This window comes from Acinetobacter sp. 226-1 (genome assembly GCF_030329325.1).
Classification (GTDB): domain Bacteria; phylum Pseudomonadota; class Gammaproteobacteria; order Pseudomonadales; family Moraxellaceae; genus Acinetobacter; species Acinetobacter sichuanensis.
The window spans coordinates 1-23,260 of record NZ_JACANU010000011.1; the positions used below are offsets into that span (position 1 = coordinate 1).

Annotated in this window: 24 protein-coding genes; 12 read left to right on the forward strand and 12 right to left on the reverse strand. The window is 34.4% G+C overall.

Features of this window, described 5'->3' with window-relative positions; translation table 11 throughout:
• The 5 genes from HX124_RS14120 to HX124_RS14140 form a co-directional block, all read left to right on the forward strand.
• On the forward strand, positions 1-187 hold a 187-nt coding region (locus HX124_RS14120), incomplete at its 5' end, for a hypothetical protein (protein ID WP_286383592.1).
• A 39-nt stretch (positions 188-226) separates the two neighbouring features.
• Positions 227-1,042, forward strand: a complete 816-nt coding sequence (locus HX124_RS14125) for a hypothetical protein (RefSeq protein ID WP_286383594.1) — start codon at positions 227-229, stop codon at positions 1,040-1,042.
• A 324-nt stretch (positions 1,043-1,366) separates the two neighbouring features.
• The gene (tkt, locus tag HX124_RS14130; protein ID WP_286383596.1) at positions 1,367-3,355 is read left to right on the forward strand and encodes a transketolase; all 1,989 of its coding nucleotides are present in this window, start codon (positions 1,367-1,369) and stop codon (positions 3,353-3,355) included.
• Between the two features lie 170 nt (positions 3,356-3,525).
• Complete coding sequence (locus tag HX124_RS14135) at positions 3,526-3,741, forward strand: hypothetical protein (RefSeq protein WP_107009034.1); 216 nt, start codon at positions 3,526-3,528, stop codon at positions 3,739-3,741.
• A gap of 102 nt (positions 3,742-3,843) precedes the next feature.
• Positions 3,844-4,224: a hypothetical protein gene (locus tag HX124_RS14140; protein ID WP_286383598.1), complete on the forward strand. Its 381-nt coding sequence runs from the start codon at positions 3,844-3,846 to the stop codon at positions 4,222-4,224.
• A gap of 152 nt (positions 4,225-4,376) precedes the next feature.
• On the opposite strand, the gene HX124_RS14145 is transcribed toward HX124_RS14140, so the two are convergent.
• Positions 4,377-5,648 carry a mechanosensitive ion channel family protein gene (locus HX124_RS14145; protein WP_286383599.1) on the reverse strand — a complete coding sequence of 424 codons (1,272 nt, stop codon included), beginning with the start codon at positions 5,646-5,648 and terminating at the stop codon, positions 4,377-4,379.
• A gap of 276 nt (positions 5,649-5,924) precedes the next feature.
• Here HX124_RS14145 and HX124_RS14150 point away from each other — a divergent pair, with 276 nt between their 5' ends.
• The gene (locus HX124_RS14150; RefSeq protein WP_286376979.1) at positions 5,925-6,677 is read left to right on the forward strand and encodes an IclR family transcriptional regulator; all 753 of its coding nucleotides are present in this window, start codon (positions 5,925-5,927) and stop codon (positions 6,675-6,677) included.
• Between the two features lie 68 nt (positions 6,678-6,745).
• Here HX124_RS14150 and HX124_RS14155 read toward each other — a convergent pair whose 3' ends face one another.
• From HX124_RS14155 to HX124_RS14170, 4 genes are all read right to left on the reverse strand, one after another.
• On the reverse strand, positions 6,746-8,242 hold the full coding sequence (locus tag HX124_RS14155; protein WP_286383600.1) for a CoA-acylating methylmalonate-semialdehyde dehydrogenase: 1,497 nt from the start codon (positions 8,240-8,242) through the stop codon (positions 6,746-6,748).
• A gap of 81 nt (positions 8,243-8,323) precedes the next feature.
• Positions 8,324-9,484, reverse strand: a complete 1,161-nt coding sequence (locus HX124_RS14160) for an iron-containing alcohol dehydrogenase (RefSeq protein WP_286383601.1) — start codon at positions 9,482-9,484, stop codon at positions 8,324-8,326.
• Between the two features lie 38 nt (positions 9,485-9,522).
• Entirely contained in the window at positions 9,523-10,920 is a 1,398-nt protein-coding gene (locus HX124_RS14165; RefSeq protein ID WP_286383662.1) for a GntP family permease, read from the reverse strand.
• 386 nt (positions 10,921-11,306) lie between these two features.
• Positions 11,307-12,086: a ferredoxin--NADP reductase gene (locus HX124_RS14170; RefSeq protein WP_107009029.1), complete on the reverse strand. Its 780-nt coding sequence runs from the start codon at positions 12,084-12,086 to the stop codon at positions 11,307-11,309.
• 105 nt (positions 12,087-12,191) lie between these two features.
• On the opposite strand from HX124_RS14170, the gene tsaA reads away from it, so the two are divergent.
• The gene (gene tsaA / locus HX124_RS14175) at positions 12,192-12,911 is read left to right on the forward strand and encodes a tRNA (N6-threonylcarbamoyladenosine(37)-N6)-methyltransferase TrmO (protein WP_286383602.1); all 720 of its coding nucleotides are present in this window, start codon (positions 12,192-12,194) and stop codon (positions 12,909-12,911) included.
• A 28-nt stretch (positions 12,912-12,939) separates the two neighbouring features.
• On the opposite strand, the gene HX124_RS14180 is transcribed toward tsaA, so the two are convergent.
• From HX124_RS14180 to HX124_RS14195, 4 genes are all read right to left on the reverse strand, one after another.
• A complete protein-coding gene (locus HX124_RS14180) occupies positions 12,940-13,308 on the reverse strand; it encodes a hypothetical protein (RefSeq protein ID WP_286383603.1) in 369 nt (122 codons plus the stop codon).
• Between the two features lie 165 nt (positions 13,309-13,473).
• Positions 13,474-14,322 (reverse strand): hydroxyethylthiazole kinase, encoded by an 849-nt coding sequence (gene thiM / locus HX124_RS14185; protein WP_286383604.1) that lies wholly within the window; start codon positions 14,320-14,322, stop codon positions 13,474-13,476.
• A 9-nt stretch (positions 14,323-14,331) separates the two neighbouring features.
• A complete protein-coding gene (locus HX124_RS14190; protein ID WP_286383605.1) occupies positions 14,332-15,486 on the reverse strand; it encodes a hypothetical protein in 1,155 nt (384 codons plus the stop codon).
• Positions 15,487-15,768: 282 nt separating this feature from the next.
• A complete protein-coding gene (locus HX124_RS14195) occupies positions 15,769-15,948 on the reverse strand; it encodes a hypothetical protein (protein ID WP_286383607.1) in 180 nt (59 codons plus the stop codon).
• Positions 15,949-16,324: 376 nt separating this feature from the next.
• On the opposite strand from HX124_RS14195, the gene HX124_RS14200 reads away from it, so the two are divergent.
• The 4 genes from HX124_RS14200 (at position 16,325) to HX124_RS14215 (ending at position 19,445) form a co-directional block, all read left to right on the forward strand.
• Complete coding sequence (locus tag HX124_RS14200) at positions 16,325-16,609, forward strand: hypothetical protein (RefSeq protein ID WP_107009024.1); 285 nt, start codon at positions 16,325-16,327, stop codon at positions 16,607-16,609.
• A 130-nt stretch (positions 16,610-16,739) separates the two neighbouring features.
• On the forward strand, positions 16,740-17,777 hold the full coding sequence (fba, locus tag HX124_RS14205; RefSeq protein WP_107009023.1) for a class II fructose-bisphosphate aldolase: 1,038 nt from the start codon (positions 16,740-16,742) through the stop codon (positions 17,775-17,777).
• Positions 17,778-17,858: 81 nt separating this feature from the next.
• Positions 17,859-18,710 (forward strand): EamA family transporter, encoded by an 852-nt coding sequence (locus tag HX124_RS14210; RefSeq protein WP_286383609.1) that lies wholly within the window; start codon positions 17,859-17,861, stop codon positions 18,708-18,710.
• Positions 18,711-18,845: 135 nt separating this feature from the next.
• Positions 18,846-19,445 carry a GNAT family N-acetyltransferase gene (locus tag HX124_RS14215; protein WP_286383610.1) on the forward strand — a complete coding sequence of 200 codons (600 nt, stop codon included), beginning with the start codon at positions 18,846-18,848 and terminating at the stop codon, positions 19,443-19,445.
• Positions 19,446-19,504: 59 nt separating this feature from the next.
• Here the strand turns inward: HX124_RS14215 and HX124_RS14220 are convergent, their stop codons facing one another.
• From HX124_RS14220 to HX124_RS14230, 3 genes are all read right to left on the reverse strand, one after another.
• A complete protein-coding gene (locus HX124_RS14220; RefSeq protein WP_286383611.1) occupies positions 19,505-20,455 on the reverse strand; it encodes a hypothetical protein in 951 nt (316 codons plus the stop codon).
• Positions 20,456-20,728: 273 nt separating this feature from the next.
• Positions 20,729-21,769 carry an AlbA family DNA-binding domain-containing protein gene (locus HX124_RS14225; RefSeq protein ID WP_107009019.1) on the reverse strand — a complete coding sequence of 347 codons (1,041 nt, stop codon included), beginning with the start codon at positions 21,767-21,769 and terminating at the stop codon, positions 20,729-20,731.
• A gap of 201 nt (positions 21,770-21,970) precedes the next feature.
• Complete coding sequence (locus HX124_RS14230; RefSeq protein ID WP_286383612.1) at positions 21,971-22,621, reverse strand: A1S_1983 family putative colistin resistance protein; 651 nt, start codon at positions 22,619-22,621, stop codon at positions 21,971-21,973.
• A gap of 101 nt (positions 22,622-22,722) precedes the next feature.
• Here HX124_RS14230 and ispF point away from each other — a divergent pair, with 101 nt between their 5' ends.
• Positions 22,723-23,214 carry a 2-C-methyl-D-erythritol 2,4-cyclodiphosphate synthase gene (gene ispF, locus HX124_RS14235; protein WP_107009017.1) on the forward strand — a complete coding sequence of 164 codons (492 nt, stop codon included), beginning with the start codon at positions 22,723-22,725 and terminating at the stop codon, positions 23,212-23,214.
• Positions 23,215-23,260: the final 46 nt, after the last annotated feature.

Consider the following 23,260-nt stretch of genomic DNA (forward strand, 5'->3'; position numbering starts at 1 on the left):
CCATGTGAGAGTAAGTCATCGCCAGCTTTTAAATCTAAAAGCCCCCTCAAAGCGACGGGGCTTTTTTTATGGGGGAAAGAAAGATAGTTTTAGCCTTACTTATATAAAAATAATAAGCCATCTTCATGATACTTTGATATTTCTTAATATAAAGGTTTTAAGTAATTTCATATTTGATTATAATTAATTTAAATAAAATCTGTTTTTTTAGATTATAGAGATAAGTATGATTGATATAAACCTCAAACAAACAGAACAATTGAAAATGTTAATTAGTGATACATTTCAAGAGTTTTATTATCATTATAAAAGTAGTGGTATATATGCATTCGTTGTAGAGCTTAATAAAAATTTTGATATAGAATCATTTTTAATTTCAACACAATCTAGTATTTTTGATCATACTGAAAATAAGCAACAATATCTTTTGGAAGATGATAAGTGGAATATAAATAAATGGAAATTTAAAAAAGAAATTTATTATGATTTACAGTTTAATTCTTCTATAAATAATATTTATCAAAATAGCTTAATGAGCCAAATTTATGATACGGCTTTTTATGAACAAGATTTAGATGAAAAAAAAGAATGGATTATTACGACTTTTCAACAAGCTATTGTATTTTTGATGAATGTCTATAATTTAAAAGAAGATTCTATCATTTTTCTACTGAAGTCTACTGTAGATAATCACTTATTAACTGAGCAAGCTGTTCATTTAAATCAAGCCTCTTCTTTATTATTTGAATGTATTGCGAATATTAAAATAGCTGAAAGAAATGAAGTAATTCAGACCGCTAAATTATCACAATTAGATAAAGACTTATTGATTGATTTGGCTCAAGTCGTCAAAAATATAGAACCTTATGATTCTTTATCGGTTGCTTATCAGGCATATTTATTTACTTTAGAAGGTAGTTTTCAGGATTTAAGCCCTCACATTCAAAATTTAGTGAATCATATTGCAGCACTTGAAGGACAAGAATTTGCATTAGATCGCAAAGAAATTTTAGATCGAATTAATCAATTTTATCGTATATAACTTGATTTAATATCAAATTATTTTAATGTTATATTATTCAACTAAATACTTAATTTTATAAATGATTCATGATCAGCATTTTAATCTTTATTTGTGATATAAAGATATTCTAAGGCACTGAATTTTTTATAGAACAAAGATCATAATTTTGTCATTTTAATGTTGTAATGTTCTTTTTATTGATGTTTTTTTGTTCTATTGCGTTGCGTTTTAATATTTATAGCTGAACAGGCTTTACGCCCTTCATTTTTTTTACGACAATATACGGCAGTTTTGAATTTTTATTCATTCTCTTATTTTTTTATATTTATTGGACTTTGATCTATGACAACCCCGCTGAATGAACGTCGTATTGCCAATGCAATTCGTGTACTCGCAATGGATGCTGTGCAAAAAGCAAACTCTGGACATCCAGGTGCGCCAATGGGGATGGCGGATATCGCAGATGTGGTGTGGCGTGAGTTTTTAAATCACAACCCAACAAATCCACAATGGGCGAACCGTGACCGCTTTGTACTTTCAAATGGTCATGGCTCAATGCTTCAATATGCATTATTACATTTGACAGGTTATGATCTTTCAATCGAAGATTTAAAATCATTCCGTCAATTGCATTCAAAAACACCGGGTCACCCAGAGCTAGGTTATGCACCTGGAATTGAAACCACGACAGGTCCTTTAGGTCAGGGTATTGCCAATGCGGTTGGCTTCGCGCTTGCTGAAAAAACGCTTGCTGCACAGTTCAACAAAGAAGACATTAAAGTTGTTGATCACTTCACTTACTGTTTCTTGGGTGATGGTTGCTTAATGGAAGGTATTTCCCATGAAGCATGTTCGCTTGCAGGAACTTTGAATCTGGGTAAATTGATCACTTATTATGATGACAATGGCATCTCGATTGATGGTGAAGTAGAAGGTTGGTTCTCTGACGATACTGAACAACGTTTCTTGGCTTATGGTTGGCAAGTGCTTCGTGTAGACGGTCATGATGCTGATGCAATCCGTGCTGCAACTGTTGAGGCACAAGCAGAAACAGCAAAACCAACATTGATCATTTGTAAAACTGTGATCGGTTTAGGTTCACCAAATAAACAAGGTAAAGAAGATTGCCACGGTGCGCCACTCGGTAATGATGAAATTGCTTTAACTCGTGAAGCGTTGGGTTGGACAGAAGGTCCATTTGAAATTCCTGCTGATGTTTATACAGCTTGGGATGCTAAAGCCAAAGGCACTGCATCTGAATCTGCATGGGATGAAGTTTTTGCAGCGTATGCAGCAAAATACCCAACTGAAGCAGCTGAACTTAAACGTCGTTTAAATGGTGATTTACCTACAGATTTTGTTGCTCAAGCAGATGCATATATCGCTGAAGTGAATGCAAAAGCTGAAACCATTGCTACACGTAAAGCAAGCCAAAATGCAATTCAAGCATTTGCACCACAACTTCCTGAAATTTTAGGTGGTTCTGCGGACTTGGCAGGTTCTAACCTGACGCTTTGGAAAGGTGCCAAAGGTGTTGAGTCTGATGCTGCAGGTAATTATGTACATTATGGTGTACGTGAGTTTGGTATGACAGCCATTGCCAATGGTGTAGCACTACATGGCGGTTTCATTCCTTATGTTGCGACATTCCTGATGTTTATGGAATATGCACGTAATGCAGTACGTATGTCTTCATTGATGAAACAGCGTGTAATTCATGTCTATACCCATGACTCAATCGGTTTGGGTGAAGATGGTCCTACACATCAGCCAATCGAACAAATTGCATCTTTACGTGGTACACCAAACTTAAACACTTGGCGTCCATGTGACACTGTAGAAGCGTCTATTTCATGGAAATCTGCATTGTTACGTAGCGAAGGTCCTACAGCACTTATTTTCTCTCGTCAAAACTTACCATTCCAAACCCGTACAGCAGAACAAATTGCTGATGTGGCTAAAGGTGGTTATGTGTTGGCGAAAGAAAAAGGTGAATTGAAAGCGATCATCATTGCAACAGGTTCAGAAGTTTCATTGGCAATGGAAGCATATGCACAACTTGAAGGTGTGCGTGTCGTGTCTATGCCATGTGCTGAAGAATTTGTGAAACAAGATGCTGCTTACCGTGAAGCTGTTCTTCCTGCAAACATTCGTGCACGTGTAGCGGTTGAAGCTGCGCATGTAGACTACTGGTGGAAATTTGTAGGTTTAGACGGTAAAGTGATCGGTATGACCACTTATGGTGAGTCTGCACCTGCTAAAGAATTATTCCAACACTTTGGTATTACCACTGAAGCAGTTGTAAATGCAGTTAAAGAATTAACAGCTTAATGTTTTAATTGAACTGTTTAAAGACGCTCCAATTGGAGCGTTTTTTATTTTATAAATTGTTTGTAAATTGATCAGATTTTACTGGTAGTTTTTATTAAAAGGTATATAGTGTCCTGCGTCATTTCGTTTTCATGAGATATGGTGATCTAAATACCATAAGTGAGGAAAATATGAGTCTTTATGAACAAATTAGCGATGAAATTGTGCTAATGGATGCGGGTGAGCAAAAATGGATTGGTCAAGATTTACCGCTTGAATCAATGGTTGCTGTAGAATTGTTATTGCAAGATTTAGCAGATGACAAGCAAATCAAAATCCGTCGCAAAAACCATGAAAAGCAAACAGGTTTAAAGCAAATCGATCGAATTCTGGTTGAAAAGTTGTAAGTTGAAATTGGTAAATATAAAGCTCCGAAATGGGGCTTTAGTTTTTTTCCGATATAGATTTGGAATAGTTTAAATTAAATTTTTAAAATAGTATTTTAGAGAATGAACGACTTAAATTGGTTTCTAAGCGTATTAGAAAGATTAAATTTAGATAAAAATAGCTGTAACTTCAAGGCACTAGGGTTTCTATTTCATTTGAAAGATAAAGTTGCATATATTAATCACTTTTTGGAAAATTTTCGATTATCTTTAGAAAAGGTAAATGATAATTTCAGTTTAAAAATTTTATTTGATCAATTAAATGTAAAAAATTGGGAAAATATTATGAATATGGAGTCGCACTTTTTTGAAAATGATGACTATCTTTTTTTAAGACTAAAAGTATTTATATTTGATTTACAAACAGTAGATGCTGAAAGTGAGACTATTGATTGGCTTAAGTTTTTTCAAAAAAAATATATTGAGAGTTTAAACTTAAAATAATGGAAAAAATAAATATTTCAGAATTTGATTTAGTCTCAATTCTAGAGAGATGTGAATCTAATTAAGGTAGATTATTTTAATGTCATTTAATCCCTGTATTTTTTAAAATAATCTCCATTGCACCCAAACCGAGTGCAATGAAATATTCATCTTTAAGATGAAAAATGCTGATCGTGATTTACAATATGATTTTGCTGAAACATGGCTTGTAGATCGGAGCCTGAAGGGGCTTGATAAATTTTCAAACCAAACTCAGGTAAGATTGCCATCAGATGATCAAAAATATCAGATTGAATCATCTCGTAATCTCCCCAAATTGTGGTATTGGCAAAAGCATAAATTTCCAATGGTAAACCTTCACTGGTTGGTTGCATTTGTCTGACCATAACCGTTTGAGTTTGAGAAATACCCGAATGCTGCTTTAAATAAGCGGTAACATAAGCACGAAAAGTTCCTATATTCGTTAAGCGACGTTGGTTGAATGTTGCATCATTTAAAAACTGTTGATTAAACTCTTTTAATTCGCTCTGTTTTTCATCTAAATAGGTATTTAATAATAAAAAAGCATTTAGTTTTTTCTGCTCCTGAGCACTTAGGAAATGCACACTATTTTGATCTATAAAAATAGAGCGTTTAATACGCCTAGCACCTAACTGTTTCATTCCACGCCAATTTTTAAAAGTATCAGTGACGAGTTTGTTGGTTGGAATAGTGGTAAATGTTTTATCAAAATTTTGTACAGTAATCGTATGTAATGACATATCAATGACATCACCATCTGCATTGAGAGAAGGCATTTCAATCCAATCGCCAATACGTACCATATCATAAGAGGAAATTTGTACCGATGCGACAACTGACAAAATCGTATTTTGAAAAACGAGCATAAGTACAGCCGCCATTGCACCAAAGCCTGCAAGTAAACTAAAGACATCTTTCTTTAAAAATGTACCTAAAATTAATAAACCACAAACAATATAAATAATTAATTTAACAAGTTGTAAATAACCTTTGATGGGTTTATTACGTGATTTAGGAGTATTTTGATAAAATAAATTAAAAATACTGAGACATTCACTAATTGCTAATGCGATTGTCAGAAAAATAAATGCTTGAGAAAGCATTTGAATAACAGTAATAACTTTAACAGATAAATGAGGAACAGTTAAAATTCCATTAATAATAATAATCGCAGGAACAATATTTGCGATACGGCGAATGACACTATGTTCTGATAGAATTTCACTATGAGCAAATTTTAATTTAGAAATCAGTTGACGAATACCTCGTACAACGATTTGTTTCGCAATAAAATTAGCAAGTAATGCAAACAAGATCAGAATACTCAAGGATGTCAACATTTCTAACCAAGGATATTGATCTGACCAATCTTGGATGTTTTGGATAAAAGTAAACTTTTCCAAAATTAAAACCTCTATTAAATTGCGAGTGAAATATTCTATTGATTTATAATGACAATATGTTTTTGGGTAACGATTTAGCTACATTTAAGATAAAGTTTTTCACCACAAACAAACGATTTATATTGTTGATGATTATTTTTTTATTTTATTTAGCCTAAAAATTTTTAATTTAAATCATGCAATATATAAGCTTGGAAAAATAGAATAAAGATTTATACCTACAGTATCTTATGTTAACTTAAACTGAATTGATTTATGTTTTAATGAAATGAAAAAATGAATAAAAAAGGTTCTTCTATTACCAGAGTGCTTGATATTCTTGAAGCAATTTCGACTGCGAAACATCCACCTACGCCTTTAGACTTAGCGGTTGAATTGGATATTCCTAAACCGAGTATTCATCGTTTATTACAAACCTTAGAAAGCCAAGGTTTTGTGAAATATGATGCTTATGGCGGCTATGTGATTGGTGATCGCACTTATAAATTGCTGATCAGCTCATGGGAGCAAGAACCACGTAAAATGGAACGCATGGCAATTTTACAGAAACTTTCTGATCAAATTGGAGAAACCTGTGGTATTGCAATTTTAAATGATAACCAAATGCTGTATACCGACCGAGTACAAACCAATTGGCCCTTACAAGTTTATTTACCTGTAGGTTCAACTGTACCGTTATGGTGTACTTCAAGTGGTAAACTCTTTTTAAGTTTTTTAGCTGTTGAGCGACAAAAGAAAATTTTAGAACTTTTGCCAATTTGCTCACTCACAAAAAATACCATTGTTGAGCCTCATTTACTCGCACAAAATTTAAAACAAATTTTTGAGCAGCAATTGGGAACAGATGATGAGGAATTTATTGCAGGAATGGTGGCTTGTTCAGTGCCTATTTTAAAAGATGATGCAATTATTGCCTGTTTGTATACGCATGCGCCGACTATACGTAAATCACTACAGGATTTATTAAACTTCGAACCTTTATTGCGTCAAGCAGCACAGGATTTGGAGCAACTGATCAACATCAAATAAACCATCAGATTTAACAAGAAAAACCGCAATGGTTATTGCGGTTTTTTTCATCGTGAAAGAGATTAAATTTAGTTTAAAGTTGGCATGGCAAATTGTGCACCTTCACGGACATTTGCTGTTGGCCAACGTTGAGTAATGGTTTTGCGGCGTGTATAAAAACGTGCACCATCTGGACCATACGCAGATAAATCACCAAATAATGAACGTTTCCAACCACCAAAACTATGGTAAGCCACTGGCACTGGTAGTGGAATGTTAATACCAACCATCCCTACTTTGATATGATCACTAAAATAGCGTGCTGCTTCACCATCACGGGTATAAATACAGGTGCCATTACCATATTCATGCGCATTGATTAAATCCATTGCCTCTTGCATGCTATTTACACGTACCACTTGTAATACAGGACCAAAAATTTCTTCTTTATAGCTGGTCATTTCAGGTTGAACTTGATCAATGAGTGTTGCACCCACATAAAAACCATTTTCATAGCCAGCAGGAGCAGCTTTTCGACCATCAACGACAATCTTGGCACCTTGTTGTTCTGCACTGTCGATGTAACCAACGACTTTGGTTTTATGTTGTGCTGTAATCACAGCACCAAAATCATTATTTTTATCTGAAAAATGCCCATATTTTAGGGATTGCATTGCTTCAGATAATTTTTCAATCATTTCATCAGCGATTTGATCACCGACAGCAACAGCGACAGAGAGCGCCATACAGCGTTCACCTGATGAGCCAAAGGCAGCACCAAGAAGTGAACTCACAACGTTATCTAAGTCGGCATCTGGCATGACAATGGCATGATTTTTTGCCCCGCCCAAAGCTTGGCAACGCTTACCTTGGGCAGTTGCTGTACTATAAATATATTCAGCGATTGGCGTTGAACCTACAAAACTGACAGCCTCTACACGTGGGTCATGGAGCAATGTATCAACCGCTTCTTTATCGCCATTCACAACATTTAATACACCATCGGGTAAACCTGCTTCTTTTAAAAGTTGTGCAATAAATAAGGTTGATGAAGGATCACGTTCTGAAGGTTTTAACACAAAAGTATTGCCACAGACGATTGCCATAGGGAACATCCAGAGTGGTACCATCACAGGGAAATTAAATGGCGTAATTCCTGCAACGACACCGAGAGGTTGGAATTCACTCCAAGAATCAATAGAAGGTCCAACATTTTTACTAAATTCGCCTTTTAAAAACTCGGGTGCACCACAAGCATATTCGACATTTTCAATACCTCGTTGTAATTCACCTGCGGCATCATGCACAATTTTACCGTGTTCTTCACCAATGAGCTGGCAAATTTTATCAGCATTTTTTTCAAGTAATTCTTTGAATTTAAACATAACACGTGCACGTTTAATGACAGGTGTATTACGCCATTCAGGAAAAGCAGCTTCTGCGGCAGCAATCGCTTGTTCAACCGTGACTTTACTTGCAATTGCAACTTCTTTGCCCTGTATCCCTTCTGATGGATGATAAACTGCTTGAGTGCGTGTATGGTCGTAATTGATAGCACCATTGATAAAATGTCCGATCATATCCATGATAAATTTCCTCTGAAAAAACTGTTAAATCATTGAGTTGTTATAAAAGTGTGGTGTATTTAATGCATTTAAAAAGTTTAGTTATGACCAAAGTTGTTGGTATAACTGCACCATTTCACTGACGCTTGGAACACGTGGATTGTTGTTTGGAGAACCTGAAGCTAAAGCTTGTTCAGCCATTGTTTGCACAACTTGATCAAAATCAGCTTTTTGTACACCAAACTCAGCCAATGTGGGAACTTGCAAATCGCGATTAATTTCGATTAAAGCTTGAACCAATTTTTCATTAGCACTGTCATGTGAGTCATCAATATGTGCAACACCCATTGCTTTAGCGCAATCTGCATAACGTTCAGGCGCTGCTTGAATTGAATAAGCCGTAATGCTTGGTAAAAGCATGGCGTTTGAAAGCCCATGTGGAACGTGGAAAAATGCACCAATCGGACGACTCATTCCATGTACCAACGCTACAGAGGCATTGGAAAAAGCAATTCCTGCAAGGGTAGAGCCAAGCATCATTTTTTCACGAACTTGCTCATTATCAGGTTGGTGATAGGCTTTTTGTAAATTTGGAGCGATGAGCTTCATTGCTGCAAGTGCTTGGGCATCACTATATAAGCTGGCTTTTTTGCTCACATAAGCTTCAATCGCATGTGTTAAAGCATCTATACCTGTATCTGCCGTAGTACGTGCAGGCAACGACATGGTCAGCTCATAGTCCACAATAGCTGCGACAGGTAAAAAACCAATTCCTGCACACAGCATTTTTTCACTTGTGGCATCATCAGTAATAATGGTGAAACGAGTACATTCAGAGCCTGTACCTGCTGTCGTTGGAATGGCAATGATCGGTAAACCTGTTTCATTGACTTGGCGGGGAAATTTATAGTCACGAATATTGCCACCAAACTTTCCTAAGATACTGATCGCTTTTGCGCTGTCAATTGGACTACCGCCACCAACAGCAATAATGGCATCATATTGATGTGTTTTGACATGTTTAACGCCTGCTTCAATAGAACTCGAAGTCGGTTCTGGAATGGTTTGGTCAAAGTAATCAGAATCAATACCAGCACTATTCAAAATATCTTGAATTTTAGCGATATAACCTAAAGACACCATCACTTTATCAGTAATAATTAAGGGCTTTTTACAACCCAATGCAGCCAGAATATCAGGCAGTTTACTGCGCGAATTTTTACCAATTTCCATCATACGAGGGAGTTGAATACTATGTGACATAAAATTTCCTTGTCATTTATCATTTTTAAATTATTGAGTCAAAAAGAACCAAACATTGTGCCAAGCGTAATTACGCCTATTAATGCGATTAATGGAATAATCACAGCAATAATGAACATGTCATAGTAAGATTGTTTATGTGTTAAACCACATAAAGCGATGATCGTAATAACAGCACCATTATGAGGAAGTGAGTCAAGTGCACCAGATGCCATGGAAGCGACCCGATGCATGAGTTCTGGAGAAATGGAAAATTGTTGCGCTAAATTCATATAAGTTTCACCCATCGTATTGAGTGCAATACTTAAACCACCAGAAGCCGAGCCTGTGATACCAGCCAGTACGTTAATGACAATCGCTTCGGAAATAAGCGGGTTATTGGGTGCAAGTCCGACTAAAAAATCACGTAAAATAATAAATCCTGCTAATGAAGCAATAACAGAACCATAACCAACTTCAGAGGCAGTATTGAAAATCGGCAAAAATGATGAAGACACGCCTTGTTGTAAAGAATCTTTTAAATCTGCAATGTATTTCCAATTTAAAACAATGATCGTGAGGCAAGCAAGAATCAGTGCGCAAATGATTGCCCATAAACCAACAACAGAACTGAGAGAAGTATTCCCAAATTTATCCGTTGCTAAATAAGCAGTATCTAGATTTGGTAAAATAAGTTTAGTTAAAACAAGGTTGGTAATGATGACGACAAAAATCGGAGTCATGGCGATCATTAAACTCGGACTTTCGCCTTGCGTTAACTCATTAGAATAATAATGGCTTTCAATATGTTGACCATAACCTTCTTGGTTTAAATGTGCTGAATTAACACGTTTATTGAGCCACCACATACCTGAAAACAAAATAAAAATAGAGGCTAGAATTCCTAAACCTGGTGCTGCATATAAGTCTGTATTAAAAAATGGCATTGGAATCGCATTTTGAATAGCAGGTGTACCAGGAAGTGCTGTCATGGTAAATGTAAGAGCACCTAATACAATAGCTGCTGGAATCAGACGTTTTGGAATACCTAATTCTTTAAATAATGCAGCCGCGATTGGAAATACTGCAAAACCAACCACAAATAATGACACACCGCCATAAGTTAAGATTGCACAAGATAATACAATCGATAACATGGCACGTTTATGCCCTAATTTTTCAACAAAAAAATTCGCAATTGTTTTTGCTGAACCTGAGTCATCCATTAATTTACCAAATACTGCTCCCAACAAAAATAAAGGGAAATATTTGATGATGTAACCGCCTAGACCTGTCATAAAAATTTGAGAATAAAAACCTAATACTTCGTGACTAAGTCCACTCCAAAGTACAGCAAAAAGTGCCAATAGTGGTGCAAGTATGATGACACTGTAGCCTCGATACGCTAAATACATCAGCAATATCAAAGACAGGATTATTCCGATAAGCCCGATCATTGTTTTACGTCCTGTTTTTATAATATCCATATAATGATACATTTCGTATCATTATTAATTTATATAGCGTAATTTTACATAAGTCAACAGCAACGATTGACAACACTGCTAGGTATTAAAAAATATCCAAAAATTATGTTAAGAAAGAAAATATAACAGCGCTTGAAATGTGTAATTAGAATATATTGTATTGAAAAATATGAATTAATTTGTATTTTAAAGATTGGGTATGATGTACTTAATCAGTTGAAGCTTGTTGAATATTTTTCTTAAAATAAACACTTTTGATTGTTTTGAAGCATAAGAGAGGAAAATAATCTCAATTTATATTTTTTGGGTGATAAAAAACCGAGTGCTTAGACTCGGTTTTTATATTGAAACAATAATTATTTTTCTACAAATGCGCGTTCGATCACATAGTCACCTAACACACCCATTTTTGGTGATTCTTTAAGACCATGTTGGTCAAGTAAAGCTGCAACATCATCAAGGAAAGCAGGGCTACCACATAACATTGCACGGTCAGTTTCAGGGTTGAAACGTGGTAAACCAATTTTTTCAAATAGTTGACCTGATTCAATTGCAGTAGTTACACGACCTTGCGTATGGAAGTCTTCACGTGTCACAGTTGGGTAATACACTAATTTTTCACGAATACCTAATTCTTGGAAAAACTCGTGATTTGGAAGTTCATCTAAGATTAGATCTTGATAAGCTAGTTCTGAAATAAAACGTGTGCCGTGAACAACAATGATTTTTTCAAAGCGTTCATAAGTTTCAGGGTCACGAATCGTTGACAAAAACGGTGCAAGACCTGTGCCTGAAGAAAGAAGATATAAATTTTTACCCGGATTTAAATCATCAAGAACTAATGTTCCTGTTGGTTTTTTTGAAATAAGGATATCATCGCCGACTTTTACTTTTTGTAAAATTGAAGTTAAAGGACCATCTGGTACTTTAATAGAGAAAAACTCTAACTCTTCTTCGTAGTTAGCACTTGCAATAGAATAAGCACGCATTAAAGGCTTACCATTGACTTCAAGTCCAATCATCACAAATTGACCATTTTTAAAACGTAAAGTGGTATCACGTGTCGTTTTAAAACTGAATAATGTGTCATTCCAGTGGTGTACGTGAGTAATCTTTTCGACGTTGAAAGCAGCCATTAAAGGTCTCAATAAATTATCAAATTAGAACAGCTTACTATTCTAATCTAAAATCATTCTCGATAAACTGAATATATTTAATTGAGCTTATCAGAAAAAGTGATTATGACTGAGTTGACTTTGCCTATTATTGGTTATATGCATTCTCCTTACAAGGAAAAATTTGGTATTCCACGCCAACCAAATTTGGTACAAGTTGAATCTTATATCGAGATGCTTGCACCTTATAATGATCTTTTAGCCTTTGAAGGAATTGAAGAATTTAGTCATTTATGGTTGGTTTGGCAATTTCATGAAAATAAGAATATAGAAGAAAATCAAAAATTTAGACCACAAGTTCGTCCGCCACGTTTAGGGGGGAACAAAAAAATAGGCGTGTTTGCAACACGCAGTATGTATCGTCCTGCACCTATAGGTTTGTCGGTCGTACAACTTAAAAAAGTGGAAAAAGTAGGAAAATCGGTGCGTATTTATTTAACAGGAAGTGACCTATTAGAAGGCACACCGATCATTGATATCAAGCCTTATATTCAATATTCAGATGCTCTGATGAATGCGACGAGTGGTTATGCACAACAAGAGCCGATCAGAAAAAAAGTTGTTTGGTCTGAAAATGTACAATTAACTTTAGAAAACTTATTGAAAACTCAGAAAATTACAGCACAAACGCAATATGAACTTGAACAAGTGCTGTCTTTAGACCCACGTCCAGCCTATCAAGAAGATGAATCACGTGTGTATAAAATGAAATTTTCTAATTTAGATGTGAGCTTTAAGGTCAGCCAAATAGACATTGAAATTATTAAGGTGCAAGTCTTAGCCTGATTTTTTTACACAAGATTTCATGAGAAACTTATAGAAATAAAATATTGAGATCTTGTGTAAATGGTTGCATGTCTAAGCGACCAATCGCACCTAGATCTAAACAATATAAAGTCAAATCATTTTCGATATTGGAAATGAAATATCCCTGATCACCTTCTTGTCCAATCATTAAATAATGAGGCTCATGAACTTGGATTTGGTAGGTTTTATTACGTTCAATGAGGTCAAAAGCATTATAAAAACAAATAAAAACGTCTTCTTCATTCTCTTTACATTCAACTTCAAAAATAGCTTGGTCTTGAATAATATGAATTAGAACTTTTTGATAATATAAGGGGAGCGTATATTTCCAATAATCTTCAATTTTTTTAATATGACTTAATATAGCATGATGCATATTTAACCTTCAGTGTTTGTGTGATTTAACCGATGATCTCATGATTTAAAACATTTATTGGATTATGAACCAAAAACTGCCAATAGATTGAAGCTCTATTTAATTATCAAATATTTTAGGCTTCTTTCTAGATGACTTAATTCAAAGAAGCCTTTTAGCATTAAATTATTTTAAAACCTCAAAGTCGGCATATTCATAAATTTTTTCGGCATTTATTTCATAAATTGCATCTAGAAATGCCACATTAAAACTGCCTACAGATTGCGTTTTTTCAAAAGCGAGTTTACCTGCTATAGCAAAATGGATATGTGCTGCTAATGCTGCTAATGTGGGCGTTGTAACAGCACCATAGGCTGCAATTAAGGCACCTAAAGCACAACCTGTTGCAGTCACTTTGGGTTGTAAATAACTGCCACCATTGACTTTAATGGTGATGTCTAATTCTTTTGATAGAATAAAATCAGACTCACCTGAGATTGCAACACATTCGGTACATTCTAAAAGTGTTAAGGCGGTTTGATAAACATCATCACTTGCAAGCGTACTATCTACACCTTTGGATTGTACTTGATTTCCTGCTAGCGTACTGATTTCTGAAGCATTACCGCGAATAATCGTGGGTTTTAATAAAACAAGTTGATCGACCATTTCGCTACGCCACTTTAAAAATGCACCATAACCGACAGGATCAAGTACCCAAGGCATTGCTTTGATTTGAGCAGTTTGAGCAGCAATTTTCATTGCTTGCATTTGTTCTGTTGTTGGCGTACCAAGGTTTATACTTAGGGCTGAGGCGATATTTGCAAAACTTTCAGCTTCAAAAGGGTTGTCAATCATGGCAGGAGAAGCCCCTGCGGCAAGTAGAACATTTGCAACATAATTAGCTGCAACACTATTGGTAATACAGTGAACCAAGGGTTGTTGTGTATGTAGTAATGTCCAAGCTTCGATCACTTTCTCAAGTAAAGTTTCTGTTTGAATGGATTGTGCAGAAATATTTTCAAGCTGATTCATATTCAGTCCTTACTGAGTAAAGTAATGGTCTTGGTGTTTACAACGATTACAAAATGTTGAAATTGAGTTGTTGGCATCATATTCGATACTTAATTCTGTAGAGCCACAGTGCATACAATTAAATTTTGAAAAAAACTCCATACGCGGTTTGATATTATGCCAAATATGCTGAATCGTTTGAGCAATATAATTTTCATCTAATTTAATAAATTGGAATAAAAATATTTCACTCATACGACTGAATTTTAAATCGAATGGACGAGGTAAGGTTGAAATTTCAAATTTTCTTTCAATCGATGTTCGACGATATTCTTCAAGGGTTTTACGGAGTTTGTTGGTATTATTAAAATCTGTATTTTGAAGATCAAGCGCATTATTTTGTTGGTGTAAATAATCTAATGCAGTTTGAATCATATAATAAATTTGACCTAAGGATAAATAGTTTAATAAATAATCGCAATAATCCTTAAATTTTTTATTTCCTGAAAATTTAACACCTAATCTTTTACAATAATATTGAGTAAATTCAACAATTTCATTATAAAAAATAATGAATAGCGTATTTTTTACTTCCTCAGCTTGTTGAAATGGTGCGCCATATTTAAAATCTTCAAAAAACCATTGTCTTAATCTTTGATAAATTGTGTATAGTGATGGTTCTAAAAAGCGGTCAACTCGAACATCAAGATAATAGCTATTGTCATCATCTTTTAAAGTGATCATTTTTCTTTTACTAATCACATGATATTTTTCAAGCCGATAGAGAATCGTATTTTGTAGAGAATAAGTCGAGGCTAATTTTTCCCATTTTAATTTTTCAAAATTAATAAACTCATGCTCAAAATAATCATTATGTATGGTTTTTTCTAAAACAGAGAGCAAAAATAATTTATCAATTAAATATAAACTTGAAAGTGGACGTATATTTAAAACCTTTTTATGATTTGGACTGGCTTCATCTTTAGGTGAAAGTAAGTTTTGAGAACAGTTTTGACAAGTACACTGCATCGCATCTGATTCAGATATTTTATGCTCACAATGTGTGCACTCAAAATATTCTAAAGGAACATCATTGAGTTCAGCTGAAACGAGAAACATAGAGGCTTTACAAAGAGGACAAAAACTACTTTCATCATGTTCTTTTTGTAGAATTAGGAGCGCCATAATTAATCTAAATGCTAAAGTTGACATGAGTATAAAATTTTATGTCATAGAATGCTAATTTTCACTTTGAGTACGGAGAAGTGTTGAATGATCAAAAAAATCAAAAACTATTTTTTATAATATGGGTTTTAGAAAGCGGGTTAGAAACGTTAAAAATGCGCGTTATGTTCATTGAAGATAAGTGGTTTTGATGGCTATTTTTAGTTGAAAAATCACATTTACAAATGAATAAGTATCAACTAAAAGCCTCACGTTGATATAAGGCTTTTAATTGATTTAAACTTATTTTGCAGCTTCTTCAGTTGCTACAACTGCACTAGCAGAAGCTTCTGACACAACGACAGTTTCTTGAGCAATAGCTTCAGTCGCAGTAGGTGTTTCTGCTTGATTTTCAGCAGCAATAGCAATTGCACATTGTGTAGAAATGAGAGCAGCAAGACAAAGCTTAGATACAGTTTTCATGTATAATCCTTAAAAAAATAAGTTTAAAACGAGAGTCCGAACTTTAAAGAAGAAAATATGTTTAATGTGTTGTGATATGTGATTTTTATGTAAGTAAAATACGTGAAAATTAACATAATATTTGATGTTTAATGCATTTTTAAAAATTTATGTGATATTTAAAGTATAAGCAAAGCATACAAGAGTAGACCGTTATACATTAACAATGTGTAGATGGCTTAAAATAAATAGCAATCACAGACTGTTGAGCACTTATTGAAAGTTATTAAATAAAAGTGACATAAAGCACAATGGTTTATTCACTTTTTAGTCATGAAAATGAAATATATCTGAAATAAACTGAGTGCTATTAAATCACCCGTTGTGGAAAAATGTGATGAAATTAAATCTTGCACTTGCTGTACTTCTTATTGCTCCTTTAACTTTAGTCGCTTGTTCAAAACAAGAAAAAGCACCTGCTGCTGAGCAAGGTTCAAGCTCTGCCGCGGTTGCACCTGAAGCGACTTCAGAAAAAGTAACACCAGAACAACAAGCAGCGATTGATGCATTGGATCAACCTGTATTAGATGAAAAAAATACAGATGTTCCTGCTGAGAAAGCCAATGCACCAGCAGATGCGGCAACACCTGAAGCAGCTGAAGAACCTGCAAAAGCTCAATAATTTAAATCGCTTTGTTGTTATTTGTTAAAAGTCCCTGCATTTGCAGGGCTTTTTTTTGAAATAGTCAATATTGTTGCTGAATTGAAACAAATCACAGGGTAGAATATGCCACATTACCTGGGAGGATATTATGGCTCTTATTTCATTGCGCCAGCTCTTGGATCATGCCGGTGAACACAATTACGGCGTTCCAGCGTTTAACGTAAACAACTTAGAACAAATGCGTGCAATCATGTTAGCCGCAGATGAAACAAATTCACCTGTAATCGTGCAAGCTTCGGCTGGTGCGCGTAAATATGCAGGTGCTCCATTCTTACGTCACCTTATTTTGGCAGCGATTGAAGAATGGCCACATATTCCAGTGGTAATGCATCAAGATCATGGTACAGACCCTGATGTATGTCAACGTTCAATCCAATTAGGCTTTTCATCAGTGATGATGGATGGTTCTTTGGGTGCAGATGGCAAAACACCAACATCTTATGAATATAATGTTGATGTCACTCGTCGTACAGTTCAAATGGCACATGCATGTGGTGTTTCTGTTGAGGGTGAAATTGGTTGTTTGGGTAGCCTTGAAACAGGTATGGCGGGTGAAGAAGATGGCGTAGGCGCAGAAGGCGTACTTGACCATTCACAACTTCTCACTTCTGTTGAAGAAGCTCGTAGCTTTGTTGCCGATACGAATGTTGATGCGCTTGCAATTGCTGTAGGTACTTCACACGGTGCGTACAAATTTACACGTCCACCTACAGGCGACATTTTGGCAATTGACCGTATTAAAGAAATTCATGCGGCATTGCCAAATACACATCTGGTGATGCACGGTTCAAGTTCTGTACCGCAAGAGTGGTTGGCTGTGATTAACCAATATGGCGGCGACATCAAAGAAACTTATGGTGTTCCTGTTGAACAATTGGTTGAAGCAATCAAACACGGTGTACGTAAAATCAACATCGATACAGATTTACGTTTAGCATCTACAGGCGCAATGCGTCGCATGATGGCTGAACAGCCAAGCGAATTTGATCCACGTAAATTCTTCGCTAAAACTGTAGATGCGATGAAACAAATCTGTGTAGATCGTTATACAGCATTTGGTACAGCAGGTAATGCAGATAAAATTCGTCCAATTTCTTTAGAGAAAATGGTTGAACGTTATAAATAATTGTTATTAGATTATTTATAAAATAAAAGCCCACATTTTGTGGGCTTTTTCTTGAACTAAAAATGGAATAAAAGGATCGTAATGGAGCTTATTTTTTCAGCAGCCTTGTGTAGTGTACTGGTTTCGATCCTGCTTAAAATTGCAAAAAACAAAGGTTATGATACCTTGCAAATGATTGCATGGAATTATGTAATAGCCAGTATTTTAAGTTATTTTTGGTTTAAACCTGATCTTGCTCATATTTCAATTTCGAATACACCATGGTGGCTGATTATTGTTTTAGGCGTGGTTTTACCCAGTATTTTTTTATGTCTAGCAAAATCTTTGCAAACAGCAGGTATTCTCAAAACTGAACTTGCTCAGCGTTTATCCGTAGTTTTGTCTTTATTGGCAGCTTATTTTTTATTTCAAGAACAGTTTAATACCTTGAAAATGGTGGGTACGGTTCTAGGAATAGTTGCAGTACTTTTTATTGTTCTTTCACAAAAACAATCAGTTGAACATACCGTTGAACAAAAAGGCGTTTTCTTTTTACTGAGTGTGTGGATTGGTTATGCGCTGGTTGATATTTTATTAAAATATACAACGAGTTTGGGGTTACAATTTGCTGTGACATTAAACTTAATGTTTATTGCAGCGTTTATCTTTACGACTGTTTATTTGGTACTTAAAAAAACACAATGGCAAAGTAAAAATGTGATGGCTGGTGTTGCTTTAGGGCTATTAAATTTTGCCAATATTGCACTGTATGTTAAGGCACATATGTTGTTAAAGGATTCCCCAGCTATTGTTTTTGCAGGTATGAATATTTTGGTGGTGCTATTGGGTGTTGCTGCTGGACTGATTGTTTTTAAAGAAAAATTGAAATTATTCAACTTAGTAGGATTATTTTTAGGATTAATTGGCGTGATATGTTTGGCTTTGGCGATCTAAGCTTTATATTTTTGAAAAGTCGATTCAAATATTAATTTGGTTATAAAGTCATTAAAACATCATATTTTGATCATAAAATTTTAAAAAATAGCGTGGAAAATAGGCGAGAGCTTTCTTTGTAGTGGTGTATGTGCCATGAATCAAGACCTATTTTCTACGCTATATGCTTCACTTTATCAAAACCAAGTACAACTTATTGCCATGCGTGAAGAACATGAACCAGACTTGATGAAAGTCTGTCAAGATGGTCGCTTATGGGAGTTACATTATACGTCTGTGCCTCATTATTTAGAAATGGGAATATATATTCGTAAAGCTTTAGCGCAAAAATCTGAAGGTACACGTATTCCTTTTGTGGTCATGGATCAACATACAGGGCTGATTGTGGGTACAACCAGTTTTCGAGATTTTGATTGGGATGTGCGCCGAGTAGAAATAGGTTATACGTGGTATGCACAATCTGTGCAACGTACCCATATTAATACGCAGTGCAAATTTCTTTTGTTGCAACATGCTTTTGAAGTTTTACAACTCAATTCAGTTATTTTACGTACAGATATTTTGAACCTAAAAAGCCAAAAAGCGATTGAACGAATTGGAGCAAAACGTGATGGGGTTTTACGTCAGGATGCTTTAAGAAAAGATGGTTCAATTCGAGATACGGTGATTTATAGTATTGTGAAAGATGAATGGAAAGGGATTCAACAACATCTTACAAATTTAGTTACTGGTTAATTGCTATCAATTTTACCTATTTCAAGACCTACATGGACGTAGGTCTTGAGTTTTAAAAGTTATTTATAGTAGGTTTCAATAGCTTTTTGTATAGTGTCAGCAGCAATTTTATTAAACTGATAGCATTGATTATTTTTGCTAAAAATAGTGGTTTCCTCAAAGCTATCATCATTTGCAAAGTGATATCGTCCTTCGCCAGCACCAGTTTTTCCCTTGTAAGAATATTCTATCGCGGCAGGACGGTAGTTCTCGGATGTATCATTCAAGTACATCCAAGAATGATTTAACCAATTGCCATAAATTTTAGCTTGAGGGTATGTTGTGCTATTGGTGTAAAAATTTGATGTTTTGAAGTCAGATTCCCAATAATTAGGACTAAAGGTTAAAAAGTCTTGATTAGTACTCACATAATCTGAACATATATATTTTGCCCCTTCAGGGAATTTCACATGAGCATTAAAAAGTCGATCCAGTTTTGGATTGGTATCATAGATCCCAAGTATATTTTCTGTAAGTTCAAGTCCTGATAAATCATCTATTGAATATTTGACTTTAAAATCAAGTTTTCTTTGTGTATCAGCAGGAAGGCTATAATGTAAATAATAGATTTCATTCCAGTTGGTTGTTTCTATTTTATTTATAAATGCGACAAACTCTTCTATTATAAGGCTTGATTTTTCTGAAGGTGGAATATAGATATTCTCTGTGAGAAAACCATTAGTATTAATTTGAGGAGCCCTAATATCACTCGGATTTGTAATGTTTTTTTCACTTACAAATACTTTATCTTTATCAATTCTTCGTGTAACACGTGAAATATCAATATCACCATTATTTTGATAAAAATAAGAAAATGAATCCGTACCTTCAAATACAATAGTCGTTGGAGTCGTTGGAGTCGTTGGAGTCGTTGGAGTCGTTGGAGTCGAAGAGCTATCATTGCTACTTCCACCCCCACAACCTGTCATGAATATAGATAACGTGAGCAATGTAAGTGAGTATTTTTTCATTATATTTTATTCCTAATCTTGGAATTTTTTGGGTTTTAGAACTCAAAAGCTTAAATGTTTTAATAAATAAAGTAAATAATATTGTAATTTTAAATTAATAATAAGGCGGCTTTGTTACTCAAATAAAATTTAAGTTGAACCGACCTAGCTCGCGTTATTTCAGCACACATTAGTTTAATATCGTGTGTGAGGTAAAAAGGCATTTAAATCAATTACTGATCACAACATAAGTAGAAATAAAAAAGATATTCTATTTATTTATATTCTGAGTATTCAACAATAAAACGCTTCTCTAAAACTTTCAATCAACTCAGGTGGTACGCGAGTTGTTTGAGCATTAGTACGCATAAAAAGTTCACCTTTATAATAAAGTGGTCGATCGGCTTTATTACATTTAAACACTAAAATGGTTTTTCCATGAATTTGAATATCTTCAAGTGTCGAATAAATATTGGAAATTTTATGACTTTCATGCGCGAGTTTGTCAATCAAACTACGTTTCATCAAGTCTAAAGAATTATTAAAAAAATCCTGCATTTCTTGTTCTATTCCCACAATTTTTAAATCATCAGAAACCCCAATAAATACATAACCATTTCGTGTATTCATAAAGGCAAAACAAGCTTTTGCCCATTTATCAGACTTGCGGTTAGTTAATAAGTCTGTAGTACGTTCCTTAAATTCAACGCGTTGATTTTCTCCAAGATGAATTAAGTTGAGATAATAATCAATATGGGGCTTTTGCTGATAATGTTGCAAGGTCGTTTTAATCTTTTCTAAGGATGTATAAGCGACTACGGTTTCAAGATTGTGAATATTTTGCCATTGGTAAATCAGTTTGATTTTATGCTCTATAGAAACATCTGAATCTGCTAAAAAATCAAAACTCTGATTTAAAACCTTTAAAATTTCACTATAAATTTCATGGCTATGGATTGGGATTGAAATTTTATTAAAAGTTTCTTTTATTCGTATAATTTTTTTTTGAAACTCAAAAGGCTCTTGATAAAAACTTAAATATTTAAACTCATTTAAAATATGTTCATAGGGGCGATGGAAAGAAGCAGGAAAAAGTTGTTTAGGAGGAGTGTCGATATATTTTTCTATTTTTTGAAAATAATGTTTCAGTGTGGAATATTTTAAAGATTGATAAATATTAATTTCAAATTTTTCAGAAAGCTCTTTGGTAGTATAGGACTGAAAAAATAATAACGTTTGGATTTCTTTATAGCTATTGGGGTAGTCGTGCCAATGGGTTTCTAAAAACTCATTAAAGTTCTTAAATTTATTGGTGATATATGTGTTTAAATCCATCACACACCTTTTCCTTGACTGTATGGTGTTTTGTATTTTCAACAAATATGTCAACAGACTATTTATATTACCTTATGTATAAGTGATTTATATTTAGAAATAAAGATACGGTGTTATTTTGTGCGCTAAAATTGTTAGAAAATATACCAAATATTTCAGTTTGGTGAAATAAAAATACAAGGGGTTTAAGTCAGGCGATAATCAATCATATAAACGATAAACCCCACTAAAACGCTCACAACCTTTTTGCTCTGTTTTAATCGTTAAAATAGCTTTTTGAAAATCAAGTCGATATTTACAATCATGTTCATTATCTAGAATCTCATTTTTTTTATCAGGCGTGGTATAAGATAATAAAGAAATAATCTGTTTATCTTTGTGATTATTTGGGTTTCGATAAGCCAAACCTTCAATTTTAATACGATCTTTGGTGAGTTGATGCACTTGAATGTGAACAGGTTGTTTGGATATTTCACCCTGTTCATATTTAATAAAATGTTGCGTTAAACTTTGATTCATCGAGGTATAAAAATTTAAATCTTCTAAACGAATATCAAATTGTTGTTGAAAACATTCACTTGATTTACATTGTTGTAAACGATTTAACCAAAGGCGGTTACTATCATAAAGTAAGCGAATAGGCGCATCAGTGACAAGGTATGCTGTTAAATATTTTTCATTTAATTCTGTGCGTAAACTTTCAAATTGACTTGAGCATATTTTCTTTAAGACAGTAGTGTTTTGCTGTTGACAGTCAATAGGCAAAGCGTGCGCCACTGAAGTAAGGGCACAGCTTAAAATAAAACCAGATAAAAGGTTTTGAATAGGATTAAATTCTGTATTCAACAGCATGATCGCTTATACTTTCACAATGTTTGCATCCGTACTATAGCGAATTCGAAAGTACGAATACAAGATTTTTAAAAATTAAACATAGCATAAAGGAACTGAAAATGATCATACCGATTCGTATTGGGCAAGGAATGGATGTGCATGCCTTTGAAGAAGGTGATTTTGTGACTTTAGCAGGGATTCAAATTCCGCATACGCAAGGGTTAAAAGCGCATTCTGATGGGGATGTTGTTTTGCATGCGCTCAGTGATGCATTACTTGGTGCTTTAGCCTTAGGAGATATTGGTCAGCATTTTCCAGATACAGATCCAGAGTTTAAAGGTGCCGATAGCCGTAAACTTTTAAAACATGTGTATCAACTTATTTTAGATCGCGGTTATGTACTCAATAATGCTGATATTACTGTGGCATGCGAGCGTCCAAAATTAGCAAAACATAATTTAGCAATGCGTCAAAGTATTGCAGATGTATTGGATGTTGATGTTACTCAGATTAGCATTAAAGCAACGACGACTGAAAAGTTAGGTTTTACAGGTCGTCAGGAAGGAATTTTATCGACTGCAACAGTGTTGATTAGTCATCACAGTAAATAATGTTAAAAATTGCTGAAATAGAGATTGATGCTTTATTTCAGCAAAA